16 protein-coding genes are annotated in these 15,659 nt (G+C 71.4%); 6 read left to right on the top strand and 10 right to left on the bottom strand.

Features of this window, described 5'->3' with window-relative positions:
* Window positions 1-7: 7 nt before the first annotated feature.
* Entirely contained in the window at window positions 8-352 is a 345-nt protein-coding gene (locus ACE3TA_RS12575) for a P-II family nitrogen regulator (protein ID WP_374574146.1), read from the bottom strand.
* Window positions 353-476: 124 nt separating this feature from the next.
* Window positions 477-1,223, bottom strand: coding sequence for a class I SAM-dependent methyltransferase (locus ACE3TA_RS12570; RefSeq protein ID WP_374574144.1), 747 nt, complete (start codon window positions 1,221-1,223; stop codon window positions 477-479).
* Between the two features lie 93 nt (window positions 1,224-1,316).
* On the opposite strand from ACE3TA_RS12570, the gene gloB reads away from it, so the two are divergent.
* A complete protein-coding gene (gene gloB, locus ACE3TA_RS12565; protein ID WP_374574142.1) occupies window positions 1,317-2,078 on the top strand; it encodes a hydroxyacylglutathione hydrolase in 762 nt (253 codons plus the stop codon).
* Window positions 2,079-2,102: 24 nt separating this feature from the next.
* On the opposite strand, the gene ACE3TA_RS12560 is transcribed toward gloB, so the two are convergent.
* The 3 genes from ACE3TA_RS12560 to ACE3TA_RS12550 form a co-directional block, all read right to left on the bottom strand.
* Window positions 2,103-2,825: a DUF4908 domain-containing protein gene (locus ACE3TA_RS12560; protein WP_374574140.1), complete on the bottom strand. Its 723-nt coding sequence runs from the start codon at window positions 2,823-2,825 to the stop codon at window positions 2,103-2,105.
* Between the two features lie 96 nt (window positions 2,826-2,921).
* On the bottom strand, window positions 2,922-3,647 hold the full coding sequence (locus tag ACE3TA_RS12555; protein WP_374574138.1) for a beta-ketoacyl-ACP reductase: 726 nt from the start codon (window positions 3,645-3,647) through the stop codon (window positions 2,922-2,924).
* A 91-nt stretch (window positions 3,648-3,738) separates the two neighbouring features.
* Window positions 3,739-4,914 (bottom strand): acetyl-CoA C-acetyltransferase, encoded by a 1,176-nt coding sequence (locus ACE3TA_RS12550; RefSeq protein WP_374574136.1) that lies wholly within the window; start codon window positions 4,912-4,914, stop codon window positions 3,739-3,741.
* A gap of 190 nt (window positions 4,915-5,104) precedes the next feature.
* Between ACE3TA_RS12550 and phaR the strand changes: the two genes are divergently transcribed.
* On the top strand, window positions 5,105-5,722 hold the full coding sequence (gene phaR / locus ACE3TA_RS12545) for a polyhydroxyalkanoate synthesis repressor PhaR (protein WP_374574134.1): 618 nt from the start codon (window positions 5,105-5,107) through the stop codon (window positions 5,720-5,722).
* Window positions 5,723-5,806: 84 nt separating this feature from the next.
* Window positions 5,807-6,124, top strand: coding sequence for a hypothetical protein (locus tag ACE3TA_RS12540; protein WP_374574132.1), 318 nt, complete (start codon window positions 5,807-5,809; stop codon window positions 6,122-6,124).
* A gap of 1 nt (window position 6,125) precedes the next feature.
* Here the strand turns inward: ACE3TA_RS12540 and ACE3TA_RS12535 are convergent, their stop codons facing one another.
* The 3 genes from ACE3TA_RS12535 to ACE3TA_RS12525 form a co-directional block, all read right to left on the bottom strand.
* Complete coding sequence (locus tag ACE3TA_RS12535; RefSeq protein ID WP_374574131.1) at window positions 6,126-6,443, bottom strand: helix-turn-helix domain-containing protein; 318 nt, start codon at window positions 6,441-6,443, stop codon at window positions 6,126-6,128.
* A 171-nt stretch (window positions 6,444-6,614) separates the two neighbouring features.
* On the bottom strand, window positions 6,615-7,037 hold the full coding sequence (locus ACE3TA_RS12530) for a hypothetical protein (protein WP_374574129.1): 423 nt from the start codon (window positions 7,035-7,037) through the stop codon (window positions 6,615-6,617).
* Between the two features lie 94 nt (window positions 7,038-7,131).
* Complete coding sequence (locus tag ACE3TA_RS12525; protein WP_374574127.1) at window positions 7,132-8,091, bottom strand: LysR family transcriptional regulator; 960 nt, start codon at window positions 8,089-8,091, stop codon at window positions 7,132-7,134.
* A gap of 156 nt (window positions 8,092-8,247) precedes the next feature.
* Here ACE3TA_RS12525 and ACE3TA_RS12520 point away from each other — a divergent pair, with 156 nt between their 5' ends.
* From ACE3TA_RS12520 to ACE3TA_RS12510, 3 genes are read left to right on the top strand one after another with little or no spacing between them, the layout of a single operon-like run.
* Window positions 8,248-9,324 carry an HlyD family efflux transporter periplasmic adaptor subunit gene (locus ACE3TA_RS12520; protein WP_374574125.1) on the top strand — a complete coding sequence of 359 codons (1,077 nt, stop codon included), beginning with the start codon at window positions 8,248-8,250 and terminating at the stop codon, window positions 9,322-9,324.
* Entirely contained in the window at window positions 9,321-10,847 is a 1,527-nt protein-coding gene (locus ACE3TA_RS12515) for a DHA2 family efflux MFS transporter permease subunit (RefSeq protein WP_374574123.1), read from the top strand. Before ACE3TA_RS12520 ends, ACE3TA_RS12515 begins: the two co-directional genes overlap by 4 nt.
* A complete protein-coding gene (locus ACE3TA_RS12510; protein WP_374574121.1) occupies window positions 10,834-12,297 on the top strand; it encodes an efflux transporter outer membrane subunit in 1,464 nt (487 codons plus the stop codon). Before ACE3TA_RS12515 ends, ACE3TA_RS12510 begins: the two co-directional genes overlap by 14 nt.
* 24 nt (window positions 12,298-12,321) lie before the next feature.
* Here ACE3TA_RS12510 and ACE3TA_RS12505 read toward each other — a convergent pair whose 3' ends face one another.
* Together ACE3TA_RS12505 and ACE3TA_RS12500 are read right to left on the bottom strand one after the other, a co-directional pair.
* Window positions 12,322-13,365, bottom strand: a complete 1,044-nt coding sequence (locus ACE3TA_RS12505) for a glycosyltransferase (protein ID WP_374574119.1) — start codon at window positions 13,363-13,365, stop codon at window positions 12,322-12,324.
* A 53-nt stretch (window positions 13,366-13,418) separates the two neighbouring features.
* Window positions 13,419-15,647 carry a hypothetical protein gene (locus ACE3TA_RS12500; RefSeq protein WP_374574117.1) on the bottom strand — a complete coding sequence of 743 codons (2,229 nt, stop codon included), beginning with the start codon at window positions 15,645-15,647 and terminating at the stop codon, window positions 13,419-13,421.
* Window positions 15,648-15,659: the final 12 nt, after the last annotated feature.

Here is a 15,659-nt window from a genome sequence, read left to right as displayed (position 1 = left end):
GTCCGGCTCAGCCGGCGATGGCGGCGGCGTCGCGGTCGCCGGTGCGGATGCGCAGCGCCGACTCCAGGTCCATGACGAAGACCTTGCCGTCGCCGATCTTGCCGGTGTTGGCGGTGGTCGCCACCGCCTCGACCACCGCGTCGGCGATGTCGTTCGGCACGGCGATCTCCAGCTTCACCTTGGGCAGCAGCTTCACCTCGTACTCGGCGCCGCGATAGACCTCGGTCTTGCCGCGCTGGCGGCCGTAGCCGCGCACCTCGGTGACGGTCAGGCCGGACGCGCCGGCCTCGGTGACGGCCTCGAGCACGGCGTCGAGGCGGCTGGGCTTGATGACCGCGACGATCATCTTCATGGCGCGTCTCCCATAGGGCCGCAGGATTGCGGCGCTTCGATCAAAGCTAGGGCGATCCGAACCGCGCTCCAAGGGGGTGCGAGGGGCATATCCGCCGGCGCCCGCCATTGAGGCGCCCGACAAATCAGCCGTTTGCCGGCCTGCGGCGGCTGCGGGTGGCCGGCTGCGGCGCCAGCGCCGGACGCGGGGCCCGGGCGCGCACCCGCACGGCCCTGGCCTTCACCGCGAAGGTCTGCTTGACGGCCTCCATCAGCACCACGCCGGAGAACTGCGGCCACAGGCGCGAGCCGGCCTGTTCGAAGCCCTCGGCCCAGCCGGCCAGCCAGGCGACCGGCGGCACGTAGAGCGCGCGGGTGTAGCCCGACGGCTCCAGCTCGGCCTCGCGCAGCAGCTCGGCGAGCTGGCTGCGGGTGTAGGGCCGGCCGTGACCGAAGGGCGTGCCCTCGGCGTTGGCCCAAAGGCCGTTGCGCGCGGCCACCGCCACGATCACGCGGCCCGACGGCGCCAGCACGCGCCAGACCTCGCGCAGCAGGCCCAGGGGATCGGGGCTCTCCTCCAGGGCGTGGACCGCCAGGATCCGGTCGAACAGGGCGTTGGGGAACGGCAGCGTCTCCTCCTCGGTCAGCGCCGCCAGGTTGCCCGCGCGCCCGGGCCACAGCTCCACCCCCTGCTGCGCCGGCATCGCCGCCACCACCCGCCGCGTCGGCCCGTGCAGGTGGGCGAGGAACGGCGTGGCGTAGCCCAGGCCCAGGACGTCCAGCCCGGTCGCCTCGCCCCAGGCCTCCACCACCTTGCGCGTGATCATCTCCCGCGCCGGCCGGCCGAGAGCGGAGGCGTAGAACTGGCGCAGTTGCAGGACGTCGCGGCGCATGGAGACTCTAGGAGCGGTGCTCGACCTTCGGGGACGGGCACCCTAAATCGGTCCGGCGGGCCTTGTCCCGTCCCTCACGCCCCGGAGGCCGCCATGCCGCTCACCGTCCACCAGTTCCCATGCCTGTCCGACAACTACGGATTCCTGATCCGCGACGAGGCGACCGGGCTGGCCGCGTGCGTCGACACGCCCGACGCGGCGGCGATCCTGGCCGAGCTCAAGACGCTGGGCTGGAACCTGGCGCTGATCATGAACACCCACTGGCATCCGGACCACGCCGGCGGCAACGCCGAGATCCAGAAGGCCACCGGGGCCAAGATCGTCGGGCCCGCCGAGGTGCGCCGCATCGCTCCGCTGGACCGCGAGCTCGCGGGCGGCGACGCGGTGGAGCTGGGCCAGACCCGCTTCGAGGTGATCGAGGCCGGCGGGCACACCCTGGGCCACATCGCCTACTATGACGCCGCCGACCGCATCGCCTTCGTCGGCGACACCCTGTTCGCCCTCGGCTGCGGGCGGATCTTCGAGGGCACCGCCGAACAGATGTGGACCAGCCTGCAACGGCTGGCGGCGCTGCCCGACGACACCGCCGTCTATTGCGCGCACGAATACACCGCCTCCAACGCCCGGTTCGCCCTGTCGGTGGACGGCGATCCGGCGCTGAAGGCCCGCGCCGAGGAGATCTTCGCCGCCCGCGAGCGGGGCGAGGCCACGGTGCCGACCACCATCGCCCTGGAGAAGGCCACCAACCCGTTCCTGCGCGCGCCGATGCTGGCCGCCCAGGTGAACGCCGCCGGCAAGCCGGCCTACGAAGCCTTCGCCGCGGTCCGCGCGGCCAAGGACAACTTCAAGGGGTGAGGACCGCCGACACCGGACGCCGCCCTAGTGCTTCTCGGCGACCCAGATGATCCGGTCCGACGAGGGCCGGCCGGCGAGGCCGTCAGACGGCACGATGGTGATGCGCATCACGCCCTTGCTGAGCACGGCCTCCGGCTTCTTGCCCTCGACCAGGCGCACCTTGACGATCCGCGCCAGCAGGGTGCGGCCGTCCGCGCGGCGGGACATGCGCACCACCGCTTCGGCGGTCACCGTCGCGGCGTCGGCGATCAGCGGCGCCGAGGTCGGCGTCGCCTCGGCCTCGAAGGGAATCAGCCGCCGCGCGGCGCGGCTCGCCCGGGCGCTGGCCTGGGCCATCCGCTCCACCAGCGCCTGGGGCCCCAGCGTCGGCAGGCGGATGGGCGGGGAATCGCCGTCCAGCGCCGCGGCGGACCCGCCGGGCCGGTCCACGGTGAACACCGTCAGCCCGCCCAGGCGCGTGGCGCGCAGCATCGGCTCGCCCAGGTCGTTCTTGTAGATCACGTCGCCGCGCGGCGCCGGCTGGGCCTGCAGGGCGTAGATCTCGGGGCTGTCGTCGAACTTCAGGAGCGGCGGCTCGCCGCTGCGGTCCAGGGTGAAGTGGGCGCCTTCCTCGGAAACATACCGGCCCACAGGCGGCGGGTTCATCCGCCGGCCGTCGGACGGCCGCTGTCCGAACAGACTCTCCCGAAGGCTCTGGGCCGACGCGCCGCCTGCTAGGGCGCAGCTCATGGCGACGAGGGTCGCCATGAGGACACCTTTCGACAGAAACGCCGCTCTTCCGCTCGCCATGGCGATCAGGTGATGACGGTGGAGTGGGGCGCTTTTTGGACGCGTCAGCTCCCTTCAGCCGACCATGTATTGCCCGCCGTTCAAGGCGAGGGTGGCGCCGGTGACATAGCCGGCGCGTTCGCCGGCGAGGAAGGCCACCATGTCGGCGATCTCCTCGCCGTGGCCCAGTCGTCCCACCGGGATCTGGGCGATGATGCCCTCGAGCACCTTCTCCGGCACGGCCTGCACCATTTCGGTGTCGATGTAGCCGGGGGCGATGCAGTTCACCGTCACGCCCTTCTTGGCGTTCTCCAGCGCCAGGGCCTTGGTGAATCCGATCATTCCGGCCTTGGCCGCCGAATAGTTGGTCTGGCCCATCTGGCCCTTCTGGCCGTTGATCGAGGAGATGTTGACGATGCGGCCCCAGCCGCGCTCGCGCATGCCTTCGATCACCTGGCGGGTCATGTTGAACAGCGAGTCCATGTTCACGCGGATGACCTCGCTCCACTGCTCGCTGGTCATCTTGTGGAACACGCCGTCGCGGGTGATGCCCGCGTTGTTCACAAGAACGTCAATAGGCCCGAGCTCCGCGGCGACCTTCTCGGCCGCGTGCTTGCAGTCCATGAAGTTGCCGACGTTGCCCTTGACCACCATGATCCCGAGGTCCCGGGCGCAGGCGGCGGCCGCCTCGTCGTTGCCCGAATAACCGGCCGCCACCAGCATGCCGTCGGCCTTCAGCCGCTCGCAGATCGCCCGTCCGATGCCACGGGTCCCGCCCGTGACAAGCGCCACTCTCGCCATACGCTCCTCCCCGAAAAGGAACTCCACCAACCCCGCTTGAAGCGGGACCCGGTTCGTCCGGATCCCGCCCTGGGCTCTTAGGCCCCGCGGATCACATTTTCTCGACGCACAGCGCCACGCCCATGCCGCCGCCCACGCACAGGGTGGCCAGGCCCTTGGCGGCGCCCGAACGCTTCATCTCGTGCACCAGGGTCGTCAGGATCCGCGCGCCGGACGCGCCGATCGGGTGGCCGATGGCGATGGCCCCGCCGTTGACGTTCACCTTGTCCGGATCCAGGCCCAGGTCGCGCACCACGCAGATCGACTGGGCGGCGAAAGCCTCGTTGGACTCGATCAGGTCCAGGTCGGCCACGCTCCAGCCGGCCTTCTCCAGCGCCTTGCGGCTGGCCGGGATCGGGCCGGTGCCCATGATCGCCGGGTCGACGCCCGCATGGGCCCAGGAGGCGATCCGCGCCATGGGCGTCAGGCCGCGGGCCTTGGCCTCGTCGGCGCTCATCAGCACCAGGGCCGCGGCGCCGTCGTTGATGCCAGAGGCGTTGGCCGCCGTGACCGAGCCGTCCTTGGCGAAGGCCGGCTTCAGGCCGGAGATGCTCTCCAGCGTCACGCCATGACGGATGTACTCGTCCTGGTCGACCACGGTCTCGCCCTTGCGCGTCTTGATGACCACGGGCGCGATCTCGTCCTTGAACTTGCCGCCCTTCTGCGCGGCCTCGGCCTTGTTCTGCGAGGCCACGGCGAACTTGTCCTGGTCTTCGCGGGTGATCTGCCAGCGGGCGGCGATGTTCTCGGCCGTCTGGCCCATGTGGTAGCCGTGGAAGGCGTCCCACAGGCCGTCCTTGATCATGGTGTCGACGAAGGCCAGGTCGCCCATCTTGTGGCCGTTGCGCAGGTTCTGCGCGTGGGGCGACTGGCTCATGCTCTCCTGGCCGCCGGCCACCACGATCTTGGCCGAGCCGTCGGCGATCTGCTGGGCGCCCAGCGCCACCGCGCGCAGGCCCGAGCCGCAGAGCTGGTTCAGGCTCCAGGCCGGCGATTCGACCGGAATGCCGGCGTGGATGGCGGCCTGGCGGGCCGGCCCCTGGCCCGCGGCGGCCTGCAGCACCTGGCCCAGGATCACTTCTTCGACATCGGCGACGGTCACGCCCGCCCGGGCGACGGCCGCCTCGATGGCCATCTTGCCCAGTTCGTGGGCCGGCAGGGACGACAACGCCCCGTTGAACGAGCCGACCGGCGTACGGGCGGCGGAGACAATGACGACATCGGTCATGGGAAGCTCCTAAGGGAAGGCGTGGGGGCCGTCGGGCTCATCTATCCCGATCGGAAGGAATTTGAGCAAGGCTACAATCGCTTATCTTCGTCCACGTGACGCATTTGCCATTCGGCGCGCTTCCGCGATACTGCGGCGCAGAACAGGGCCTGCGCCAATCGGGGGAACGGGGTCTGCAAAAGGAATTGGGATGGCTGACACCCAGGACAGCGGCGCTAAGCCCGGCGACGACCGCGTCGTCATCAAGAAGTATGCGAACCGGCGGCTCTACAACACGGCCTCCAGTTCCTACGTGACGCTCGAGCACCTGTCCGAGATGGTGAAGCAGGGCGTCGACTTCGTTGTCTACGACGCCAAGACCAACGAGGACATCACCCGAACCGTCCTCACCCAGATCATCTTCGAGGAGGAGGCCCGCGGCGAAAACCTGTTGCCGATCCGCTTCCTGCGCCAGCTCATCGGCTTCTACGGCAATTCGATGCAGGGCTTCCTGCCGAGCTACCTGGAGCTGTCGCTGGCCAGCTTCGCCGAACAGCAGGAGCGGCTGCGCAGCCAGTTCGCCGCCCTGACGCCGGGCGCGAACGTCTATGACGAGACCATCCGCCAGAACATGGCCCTGTTCGACCGGGCCATGAAGATGTTCTCGCCGTTCACCTTCGCCACGCCGCAGGAGACCTCGGCGGCCAAGCCGGCCGCGGCCGCGCCGTCGGCCGAAGCCGCGCCGGCGGGCGACGACGGGCTGGCCGAGCTGAAGCAGCGGCTCGAGGAGATGCAGGCCCAAATTGAGAAGCTCGCCAATAAGAGTTAGGCGCCGACCTTGCTAGGCTGAGACCGGTTCAACGCGCGAACGCGTCGAGCCGTTTCTTAAGGAACCTGGAGCAAGGATCGCCGCATGACCTCGCCCATCGATCCGGTCCGCCGCATCGCCCGCGCCCGCAAGGCCGACCGCGCCTCCCAGCAGGCGCGGGGCGCGAACGGCGGCTCGCCCGAGGACGCCGCCCCGCCCGAGGCGGCGGCCAGGCCGCTGACGGTCGATCCCGTCGACGAGGCCGCCTTCAACGCCCACCGCATGGGCCAGGAGCGCCGCCGCGGCCTTCGCGCCGGGCAAGGCGTGCTCGAGGCGGCAAAAACCGCCTACGTGCGGACCGAATATTCCGGCGCGGCCGACCGGCGCCTGCCCAACGGCGCCATCGCCCGGACCAAGGTCTGACCTAGCCCTTTTCCGCGCGCAGCCGCGCCACCTCCGCCTCCAGCATCGCCACCCGCCGCTCGAGCTGGGCGATGCGCGCGCCCGCGTCCAGGCCGGGCGTGGGCGTGGAGACGCCGGCGTGGCGGGCGATCTCGGCGGGCGAGGCCCCCAGAACCTCGGCGAACGCGGCCACCTCGGCCGCCGACAGCTCCCGCTGGTCCTTGTAGGCCAGGGCGAGTTCGGCCTCGCCCATGCCGGCCGCCGCCGCCAGCACGGCGCGCGACAGGCCGCGCTCGGCCAGGGCCGCGTCGAACCACGCCGCGTCGAAGAACAGGGCCATCAGCCCCGCCCCGCTTGGCGCCGGTCTTGCTTAACCAGCGATGAATCCAAACCGACGGACTTAAGCATGATCGTCCTGGCCACCCGCATCTTCGACATCGCCGTCGTGACCCTGATCTTCACGATCTTCACCTGATCCGGCTTTAACCTGATCCGGGGGGCCCGCCGCCCGTCAGTCGCCGCCGAAGTCGATGTCGCGGCGCGAGGCGACGATGGTCACGATGAATCCGGCCAGCACGTCCAGCAGCACCATCAGGGTGATCAGGAAGAAGGTCGAGGTGGCGAAGGCCGGGAACAGCAGGAACTCCACCAGGCAGGCGATGAACAGCACCATCGACAGCGAATGGTTGATGATCGCCACGCGCCGGCTGGTGGTGGACTTCAGAAGCTCGATGAACAGCACCACCAGCGAGACGGCGATCAACAGGTCGCCCAGGCCGACCGGCCAGGCCGAGCCCGAGGTCATCGAGATCGAGAACAGCTTGCCGTCCATGGCGGCGGTGGCGTCGGTCGCCGAAAAGCCGCCGACGAGCGTCAGCGCCGCGACATTGTAGATGATCACTGGCAGGGCCAGGAGCGGGATCGCAGCGAACATGGTGACGCCCCCCTCGAACGTCCGGGGGACTAGGGTTAGCGCGTCATGGGGCCGGGCGACAAGCGACCCGGTCATCCGGGCCCGGAGCGGCGGGCTATATCCGCGCGGCGGCCTCGCGCACCATGGCCCGCAGCCAGCCGGTCGGCCCCTCTTCGTGGTCGCCGGCGCGGGTGACGGCGCCGAACTGCGCGGGTTCGGGCGTGAAGTCCGGCTCGACCAGCCGTAGCCGGCCCTTCTGGCTGGCCACCTCGGCCAGCCGCCGCGGCAGCAGGGCCGGCATGTCGCTCTGGCTCACCACCACCAGCGCCGAATAGGCGTCGGGCACCGAGATCGGCCCGTCCATGTCGCGCGCCAGGCGCCCGCCCAGGGAATAGTCCTCGCTCCACGCGATCGCGCGGCGCAGGCCAAGGCCCCCGGGATCGTGGCGCAGGCCGTCCGGCTCGTCCGGCGGTGACACGAGCAGGTGCGGCAGGCGCGCGAACTCGGCGGGGTCCACGCCCGGCCTGTCCAGCGGATGGTCGGCGCGGATCGCCCACACCGCCGTCTCCTCGAACAGCGGCTCGTAGCGGAAGCGGCTCGGCACGTGCTCGAAGCTGCCGATCACCATGTCCACCGCGCCGCGGTCCAGGGCCTCGGCCGGCAACCCGCCCGGCGCGCGCATCCGCAGCCGCACGTTCGGCGCCTCGGCCATAACCATCGGGGCCAGCGCCGGCGTCAGCACGGCGCACAGATAGGTGCTGGCCACCACCTCGAAGCGACGGTCGCTGCGCGCGGGATCGAAGCGCGGGCCGGCGATCGCGCCCTCCAGCAGCTTCATGGCCTCGCGCACCGTGCCGCTGATCTCCAGCGCGCGCTGCGTCGGCCGCAGCCCCGAGGGGCCGCGGGTGAACAGTTCGTCGTTGAGCGACCGGCGCAGGCGTCCCAGCGCATGGCTCACGGCCGATTGCGTCAGGCCCAGCCGCTCGCCCGCGCGCGTCGCCGCGCCCTCGACCATCAGCGCGTCGAACACGCGCAGCAGGTTCAGGTCGAGGCCGCGCATATGAAGTTCGTTCATGGGCATGTTGACGAGATATCATTTTGCTCATGATGCAACCAGGGCTATTGCAGCGCAGCAGACGGGCTCGACCGCGAGAAGCCGGCCGCCTATCCCTTTCATGACGCCCTTTGCGCCCCCCTTCGCGGGCGGGCGCGCTTAGACGTGGAGCCGCCCATGAGCGACGCCGAAGGTTATCAGGCCCTCGCCGAGGCCGAGGTTGAAGCGGCCACCCGGCCCCATCCCCGCAACGGCGGCAGCAAGCTGCGCTGGCCCCTGATGATCGGCGTGCCGGTCGCGATCCTGGCGGTCGCGGCCTACTTCGTCCTGACCTCCGGCCGCTTCGAGGGCACCGACGACGCCTATGTCCAGCAGGCGCGCACGGCGATCAGCGCCAGCGTGCCCGGCCGGGTCATCGAGATCGAGGTGCACGAGAACCAGGCGGTCAAGAAGGGTGAGGTGCTGTTCAAGCTGGACCCCGCCGACCTGGCGGTGGCCGAGGCCCGCGCCGAGGCCGCCCTGGCCTCCGCCCGCTACGACGTGGAGGGGCTGAAGGCCGCCTACCGCCAGAAGCTGGCCGACGTGTCGGCCGCCCAGGAGACGCTGGCCTACGCCACGCGCGAGGCCAAGCGCCAGCACGACCTGGCCCAGACCGGCGTCAGCAGCCAGGCGAAGGCCGACGAGGCCGCCCACGCCGCCCAGCAGGCCGAGCGCCAGCTCGCCGTGGCCAAGCAGGCCGCCGCCTCCGCCCTGGCCGACCTGGGCGGCCGTCCCGACGCGCCGACCGACGAGCACCCGCAGGTGATGCAGGCCAAGGCCGCCCTGGACCAGGCCAAGCTCAACCTGGGCTACACCGACGTGGTCGCGCCCGAGGACGGCGTGGTGGCCAAGGTCGAGCAGTTGCAGGTCGGCTCGCGGGTCGAGGCCTCGCAGACCCTCTTCTGGCTGGTCTCGGGGCGGCCCTGGATCGAAGCCAACTTCAAGGAGGACCAGCTCGCCCACATGCGCGTGGGCCAGCCGGCGAAGGTCAAGATCGACGCCTACGACCATGACCTGAACGGCCGCGTGGCGAGCTTCGCGCCCGGCACCGGGTCCAGCTTCGCCCTGCTGCCGCCGGAGAACGCCACCGGCAACTGGGTCAAGGTGGTCCAGCGCCTGCCCGTGCGCATCGCCCTGGACGGCCAGGTCCCGCAACTCGGCGCGGGGCTGAGCGCCAAGGTGACGGTCGACGTCAGGAGCGCCCGCAAGCCATGACCGAAGGCGCCGCCGCGGACGCCCGCAACCGCATCCCGATCACGGTCGCGGTGATGCTGGCGACCATCATGAACTCGCTGGACACGACGATCGCCAACGTCGCCCTGCCGCACATCCAGGGCAGCGTCTCGGCCTCGGCGGACCAGATCACCTGGGTGCTGACCTCCTACATCGTGGCGGCCACGATCATGACCCCGCTGACCGGCTTCCTGGCCGACAAGCTGGGCCGCAAGGTGGTCTTCCTGGTGTCGATCGCCGGCTTCACCGCCGCCTCCATGCTGTGCGGCATCGCCACCAGCCTGGCCGAGATCGTGCTGTTCCGCCTACTGCAGGGCCTGTTCGGCGCGGCCCTGATCCCGCTGTCGCAGGCGGTGCTGCTGGACGTGAATCCGCCCGAGCGCCATGGCCAGGCCATGGCCGTCTGGGGCGCCGGGGCGGTGCTGGGGCCGATCCTGGGCCCGGTGCTGGGCGGCTGGCTCACCGACAACCTCGATTGGCGCTGGGTGTTCTTCATCAACCTGCCGGTCGGGCTGGTGGCCTTCAGCGGCGTCTTCCTCTTCCTGTCGGAGCGCAAGGCCAGCGAGCGGCGGCGCTTCGACATGCTGGGGTACGCCAGCCTCGCCCTGGCCATCGGCGGCTTCCAGATGATGCTCGACCGCGGCCCGGGCCAGGACTGGTTCTCCTCGCGCGAGATCTGGGTCTACGCGATCGTGGCGATGATCGCCCTTTGGATGTTCGCCGTGCAGTTGGCGACGGCCAGGCACCCCTTCGTGCACCGGGCCCTGCTGGCCGACCGCAACTTCGTCAGCGCCAGCGTCCTGGGCTTCTTCGTCGGGGTGCTGCTGTTCAGCACGCTCGCCCTGCTGCCGCCGATGATGCAGGTCGTGCTGGGCTATCCCGTGGCCTTCGCGGGCCTGGTCTCCGCGCCACGCGGCCTGGGCTCGTTCACCGCCATGTTCGCGGTGGGCCAGCTCATCACCCGGGTGAACACGCGCCTGATCATCCTCACCGGCCTGGCGATCAGCGCCTATTCCATGTGGCAGATGTCGCACTTCAATCTGCAGATGGGCACCGGCCTGATCATCGAGTCCGGCTTCCTGTCCGGGATCGGCACCGGCCTGATCTTCGTGCCGCTCTCCACCCTGGCCTTCGCCACCGTGAAGCCGGAGCACCGCGCCGAGGGCGCCGGGCTCTACACCCTGATCCGCAACATGGGCTCGGCCGCCGGCATCTCGATCATGCAGGCGCGGTACATCAGCGGCATCGAGGTGCACCACGCCACCCTCGTCGAGCACGCCCGGCCGGACAATCCGCTCTACCAGGCCTATGCGCCCGGCGCCCTGTCGAGCCCCTCCGCCATGGCCGCCTTCAACGGCCTGATCACGCGCCAGGCCGAGATGGCCTCCTATGTCGACGCGTTCCGCCTGATGCTGTTCCTCAGCTTCGCCTGCGCGCCCCTCGTCCTGCTCATGAGGTCGCCCAAGACGACCCAGAAAGACAGTTCCGCCCATGCCGTCGAATAAACTGATCCGCCGCGCGCTCGCCGGCGCGGCCGCGGCCGCCCTCCTCGCGGGCTGCGCCGCCGTCGGCCCCGACTACGCCCGCCCCGACGCGCCCAAGGCCCAGACCTACGCCATGGCCGGCGAGACCGCCCCGGCCGAGATCCGGCTGGCCGACGCGGGGCCCGGCCCGTGGTGGAACGCCCTGGGCTCGCCCGCCCTCGACGCGGTGATCCGCCAGGCCCTGGCCGACAGCCCCACCCTGGCCGAGGCCGACGCGACGCTCGCCCAGTCCCGCGCCGCCCTGGCCCAGGCCCGCGGCGCGGCGCTTCCCCAGGCGGACGCCAACGCCGGCGTCGAGCGCGAGCGGGTGAACCTGCAGGCGTTCGGCTTCACCGGATTCGGCGACGTCACCCTCTCCAACCCCACCTTCAGCCTCTACTCGGTGGGCGGCGGCGTGGGTTACGACCTGGACCTGTTCGGCGGCCAGCGGCGGCGGATCGAGGGCGCGGCCGCCCGGGTCGAGGCCCAGGCGCGCCGGGCGGACGCCGCCTATCTGACGCTCACCGCCAACGTCGCCTTGCAGGCGGTGACCATAGCCACCCTGAACGCCCAGATCGCCGAGACCCAGGCGATGATCGCCGCCGACGAGGATTCGCTGGCGATGGTGCGGCGCGCCGCCGAGCTCGGCGGTTCGGCCTCCACCGACCGGATCGCCGCCGCCGCCCAGCTCGAGGACGACCGCACCCTGCTGCCGCCGCTGAAGGCCGAGCTGGCGGCCGCCCGCCACGCCCTGGCCGAGCTGGTCGGGCGCGCGCCGGCCGACTGGACGCCGCCGGACTTCGCCCTGGACGGGTTCAAGCTGGCCGGGCCGGCGCCGGTCAGCCTGCCCTCCTCGCTGGTGCGCAGGCGCCCCGACATCCTGGCCGCCGAGGCCGACCTGCACGCGGCCACCGCCGACATCGGCGTGGCGACGGCGGACCTCTATCCGGACATCAGGCTCAGCGCCTCGATCACCCAGGGCGCGCTGAAGCCCGGCGAGCTGTTCACTTACGACGCCAGCGGCTGGGACCTCGGCGGCGGCCTGACCGCGCCCCTGTTCCACGGCGGCGAGCTGCGCGCCCGCCGCCAGGGCGCCGTGGACGCCGCCAAGGCGGCCAACGCCCGCTACCAGCAGACCGTGCTCAAGGCCTTCGTGGAGGTGGCCGACGCCCTGCAGGCGCTGACGGCCGACGATGAATCCCTGGCCGCCCACGACCGCGCCCAGGCCCACGCCGACGAACGGGTGCGTCTGGCCAAGGCGGGCTACGGCATCGGCGGCGTGGCCATGCTGGACGTGCTCGACGCCCAGCGGCGCGCCCACGACCTGCGGGCCAAGGCCGTGCGCGCCCAAGGCCAGCGCCTGGCCGACGTGGTGCGCCTGATCGCCGCTTCCGGCGCTGACTGGCGCACGGCGCCGGCGGCGGCCGACTAGCCTGGCCGATCGCCCGCGGCCTGCTCAGCCCACGTCGCCGCCGCTCGATCCTGCATCGGTGCGCCGCGCGTGCCGGCGGCTGCGGGCCGGTGGAATGGCCAGGTAGGCCAGGCGCTTGTGCTCGTTGCGCCCGCGCGTGACGGTGTCGAGCACGATGCCGCAGATCAGGAGGATCGCCCCCAGCAGCATCATCGCGCTGCTCAGCACCGCCGTGGGCAGGCGCGGCACCAGGCCCGTGCTCAGGTAGGTGTTCACGATCGGAACGGCCAAGACGAGCGAGACCGCCGCGCAGGCGGCGAAGCCTACCGAGAAGAAGGCGAAGGGCTTCTCGGCCTTGAACAGGGCCAGGATGGTCATCAGAATCCTGAAGCCGTCGCGGAAGGTGTTGAGCTTGCTCTCCGAGCCGTCGGGCCGCGCGCCGTAGACCGTATCCACCTCGGCCACCGGCATGCGCAGGCTGAGCGCGTGCACGGCCAGCTCGGTCTCGATCTCGAAGCCCTTGGAATGAGCCGGGAAGGTCTTGGCGTAGCGGCGCGAGAACACGCGGTAGCCGGACAGCATGTCCTTGAACGTGCGTCCGAAGATGGCCGCGGCGCACTGGGTGAGCAGCACGTTGCCGAAGCGGTGGCCGCGCCGGTAGGCCGCCTCCTCGTCGCTGACGCGCGCGCCCACCACCATGTCCAGGCGGTTCTCGATCAAGAGGTCCACCAGGGCCGGCGCGGCGGCCGCGTCGTAGGTGGCGTCGCCATCCACCATGACGAAGATGTCGGCGTCCACGTCGGCGAACATGCGCCGCACCACATTGCCCTTGCCCTGCAGCGCCACGGCGATCACCTCGGCGCCGGCGGCGCGGGCGATCGCGGCGGTGTCGTCCACCGAATTGTTGTCGAAGGCGTAGATCTGCGCGTGCGGCAGGCTGGCGCGGAAGGCCGCCACCACCTGGGCGATGGCCGCCGCCTCGTTGTAGCAGGGGATCACGACCGCGACGCTCGGTCCGGCCGCCGCGTCCTGCGCCGGCGCGGCGGCGGGCCGGGCGCGGCTCCGAGCCTCGGTCGAGGATTGCGTCATTGCGGCCCTTCCATCGCGCTCGACGCCCGCCTAACGGGACGCCGTGGCCCGGGTCAACTCCTTATCGACCTGCGCCCCCAGGCGAGATCGCCGGCCAGGGCGGCCAGTCCCGCCAGGGCGGCCAGCCAAGCCAGGCCGATGTGCGGCGGGGCGAAGGCGAAGCGCACGGTCGAGGCGCCCTTGGGCAGGGCGACGCTCTGGAAGATCTCGCCGGTCCGGACGACCGGGACCGGACGCCCGTCGATCCGCGCGCTCCAGCCGTCCATATGGAGCTCCAGCCGCTTCAGCGCCGAGGGCTCGTCGCAGGTCGCCAGCACCTCGTCGCGCGACCGCGGGACCAGCGAGCAGCCCGGCGCGCTGAAATAGGCCGCCGGCCCGGCGACCTCGAACACCAGGGTGGTCGGCGAGGCCATCACCTGCCGGATCCCGGCGTTGCTTCCCTCGGCGACGGCGCGCTTGAAGGCGGCGAAGGGCGGCGTGTCCATCGACGCCGGCGAGGCCAGCACGTAGCGCACGCCCACGTCGCGATAGGCGTCGAGCCGACCGGCCAGCTCGTCGGCCGATGAGGACCCGGAGGGATCGGCCCGCACCGTTCCGGTGAACAGGATCGGCTCGAGGTTGCCGTCCAGGCGCCGCGCCGCGTAGGCGGTCCAGGCCTTGGGGATCGGCAGGTCGTTGTGGTTGATCGACGCCAGCCCGTAGTACGAGCCGTAGTTCGGGGCCAGCGGCCCCAGGGTGGCGAAGCGCTGAAGCCCGATGTTGGCCTGCAGGTAACGCACCGCCGCCAGGTCCAGCCGGCCGGCGCGGGGATGGGCCAGCACCGGCGCGGCCATGTAGAGCGCGGCTTCGCCCGCCAGCAGCAGCGCGAGCGCCGGCGTCGGCGAGGCGCCGCCCCGCGACCACCAGGCGAGCGCGGCGAGGGCCGCCGTCAGCGCCACGGCGACCACCGCCGAAAGGATCGCCGCCGGGCCCCCGAAGGTCGCCCCGCCGGCGTGCGCGATCCAGGCTGTGACCGCGCCCGCCGCGGCCAGGAGGCCGGCCGAGACCCACAGCCGCCGCGAGGCCCGCGCATGGACCATGTCGCTCAGCCCCAGGCCCGCCAGCACGCACAGGCTGAACTCCCAGGACGGCGGCAGGTAGCGGAAGAAGGCCGCCGCGCCCAGGCCCGGCACGGTGCGGGTCACCAGGCTGAAGCCGGGAACCCCGTAGGACAGGGCGATCGTCGCCACCACCCACACGCCCAGCAGGACGCGCAGGCCGCGCAGGCGCGGGCCCCACAGGCCGCAGACCGCCAGCGCCGCGAGCATGCAGCCGGCGTAGCCGCCGACCGCGCTCCAGAAGGGCGCGTGGAACTGGAAGATCGCGCCGAAGACGTAGGGGGTGAACAGCGCCAGCAGGAAGCGCGGATCCAGGTGCGTCATCGCAAAGCCCAGCCCCTCGTGGCCGCCGAGGCTGGCCTGGGGCAGGTAGTCGATGAAGGCGACCAGCACCGGCGCCGCGACGGCGATCCCGATGAGGCCGGCCGCGCCGGTCCGGATGAGGAACCAAAGCCGCGCCACGCCGGGCAGAGAACCGGCGCGAACCAGGGTCCAGGCGCCGATCAGGAGGCCGTCGAGATAGGCCACCTCCGGAAAGCCGGCGTAGAGCGAGGCGGCGATGGCGACGACCACCCAGAGCGCGCCGCCGCCGCGGCCCTCGGCCACGCGCTCGCGGATCGTCTCCACGCCCACGAGCGCCAGCGGCAGGAAGGCGATCGGATTGACCACCGCGTTGGCTAGCCACGCATAGGAGCCGTTGAATTCGAACGCGACGGCCGCGGCCAGGGCGGCCAGCGGCGTGCAGCCGAGCTTGCGCAGCAGCGCGAAGGCCGACACCCCGGCGATCATCTGAAGGATCAGATGCATCCAGAGCTGTCCGCCCGGAAGCGCCAGCAGCCAGGTCAGGGGGAACAGCGCCGCGGCCTGCATCTCGCCAAGCAAGGGCGCGCCGACGCCCTCGAAGTGGTTCCAGTAGGGCATGTGGCCGGACAGCACGTCGAGCGCCGCGCGATGGCCCAGCGCCTGGCTGGTGAAGCCGATGTTCGGGTCGATGGTCGGGGCGGGGCCCAGCGGCCCCCACGCGAGCCCTTCGCTCATGCCGGCGTAGAGCAGCGCCGGATCGGCCTTCAGAAGCCCCAGTATCAGCGGCGCCTTGACGGCGAGCGGGACGATCAGAAGGACGAGGATGCAGTTCCAGATCGCTCGCGCACCCGCGTCTGGTCGGTCGGCCGGAGCTGTGGGCATGCGTAAGCTGGC

The organism is Phenylobacterium sp., from assembly GCF_041916435.1.
Taxonomy (GTDB): Bacteria; Pseudomonadota; Alphaproteobacteria; order Caulobacterales; family Caulobacteraceae; genus Phenylobacterium.
This window is presented reverse-complemented; position numbering and strand designations above follow the sequence as displayed.

What these genes read in the sequence shown, in the direction of transcription:
- ACE3TA_RS12575 (WP_374574146.1), bottom strand. Translation starts at nt 352, where the DNA reads ATGAAGATGATCGTCGCGGTCATCAAGCCCAGCCGCCTCGACGCCGTG.
- ACE3TA_RS12570 (WP_374574144.1), bottom strand. Translation starts at nt 1,223, where the DNA reads ATGCGCCGCGACGTCCTGCAACTGCGCCAGTTCTACGCCTCCGCTCTC.
- gloB (WP_374574142.1), top strand. Translation starts at nt 1,317, where the DNA reads ATGCCGCTCACCGTCCACCAGTTCCCATGCCTGTCCGACAACTACGGA.
- ACE3TA_RS12560 (WP_374574140.1), bottom strand. Translation starts at nt 2,825, where the DNA reads ATGGCGACCCTCGTCGCCATGAGCTGCGCCCTAGCAGGCGGCGCGTCG.
- ACE3TA_RS12555 (WP_374574138.1), bottom strand. Translation starts at nt 3,647, where the DNA reads ATGGCGAGAGTGGCGCTTGTCACGGGCGGGACCCGTGGCATCGGACGG.
- ACE3TA_RS12550 (WP_374574136.1), bottom strand. Translation starts at nt 4,914, where the DNA reads ATGACCGATGTCGTCATTGTCTCCGCCGCCCGTACGCCGGTCGGCTCG.
- phaR (WP_374574134.1), top strand. Translation starts at nt 5,105, where the DNA reads ATGGCTGACACCCAGGACAGCGGCGCTAAGCCCGGCGACGACCGCGTC.
- ACE3TA_RS12540 (WP_374574132.1), top strand. Translation starts at nt 5,807, where the DNA reads ATGACCTCGCCCATCGATCCGGTCCGCCGCATCGCCCGCGCCCGCAAG.
- ACE3TA_RS12535 (WP_374574131.1), bottom strand. Translation starts at nt 6,443, where the DNA reads ATGGCCCTGTTCTTCGACGCGGCGTGGTTCGACGCGGCCCTGGCCGAG.
- ACE3TA_RS12530 (WP_374574129.1), bottom strand. Translation starts at nt 7,037, where the DNA reads ATGTTCGCTGCGATCCCGCTCCTGGCCCTGCCAGTGATCATCTACAAT.
- ACE3TA_RS12525 (WP_374574127.1), bottom strand. Translation starts at nt 8,091, where the DNA reads ATGAACGAACTTCATATGCGCGGCCTCGACCTGAACCTGCTGCGCGTG.
- ACE3TA_RS12520 (WP_374574125.1), top strand. Translation starts at nt 8,248, where the DNA reads ATGAGCGACGCCGAAGGTTATCAGGCCCTCGCCGAGGCCGAGGTTGAA.
- ACE3TA_RS12515 (WP_374574123.1), top strand. Translation starts at nt 9,321, where the DNA reads ATGACCGAAGGCGCCGCCGCGGACGCCCGCAACCGCATCCCGATCACG.
- ACE3TA_RS12510 (WP_374574121.1), top strand. Translation starts at nt 10,834, where the DNA reads ATGCCGTCGAATAAACTGATCCGCCGCGCGCTCGCCGGCGCGGCCGCG.
- ACE3TA_RS12505 (WP_374574119.1), bottom strand. Translation starts at nt 13,365, where the DNA reads ATGACGCAATCCTCGACCGAGGCTCGGAGCCGCGCCCGGCCCGCCGCC.
- ACE3TA_RS12500 (WP_374574117.1), bottom strand. Translation starts at nt 15,647, where the DNA reads ATGCCCACAGCTCCGGCCGACCGACCAGACGCGGGTGCGCGAGCGATC.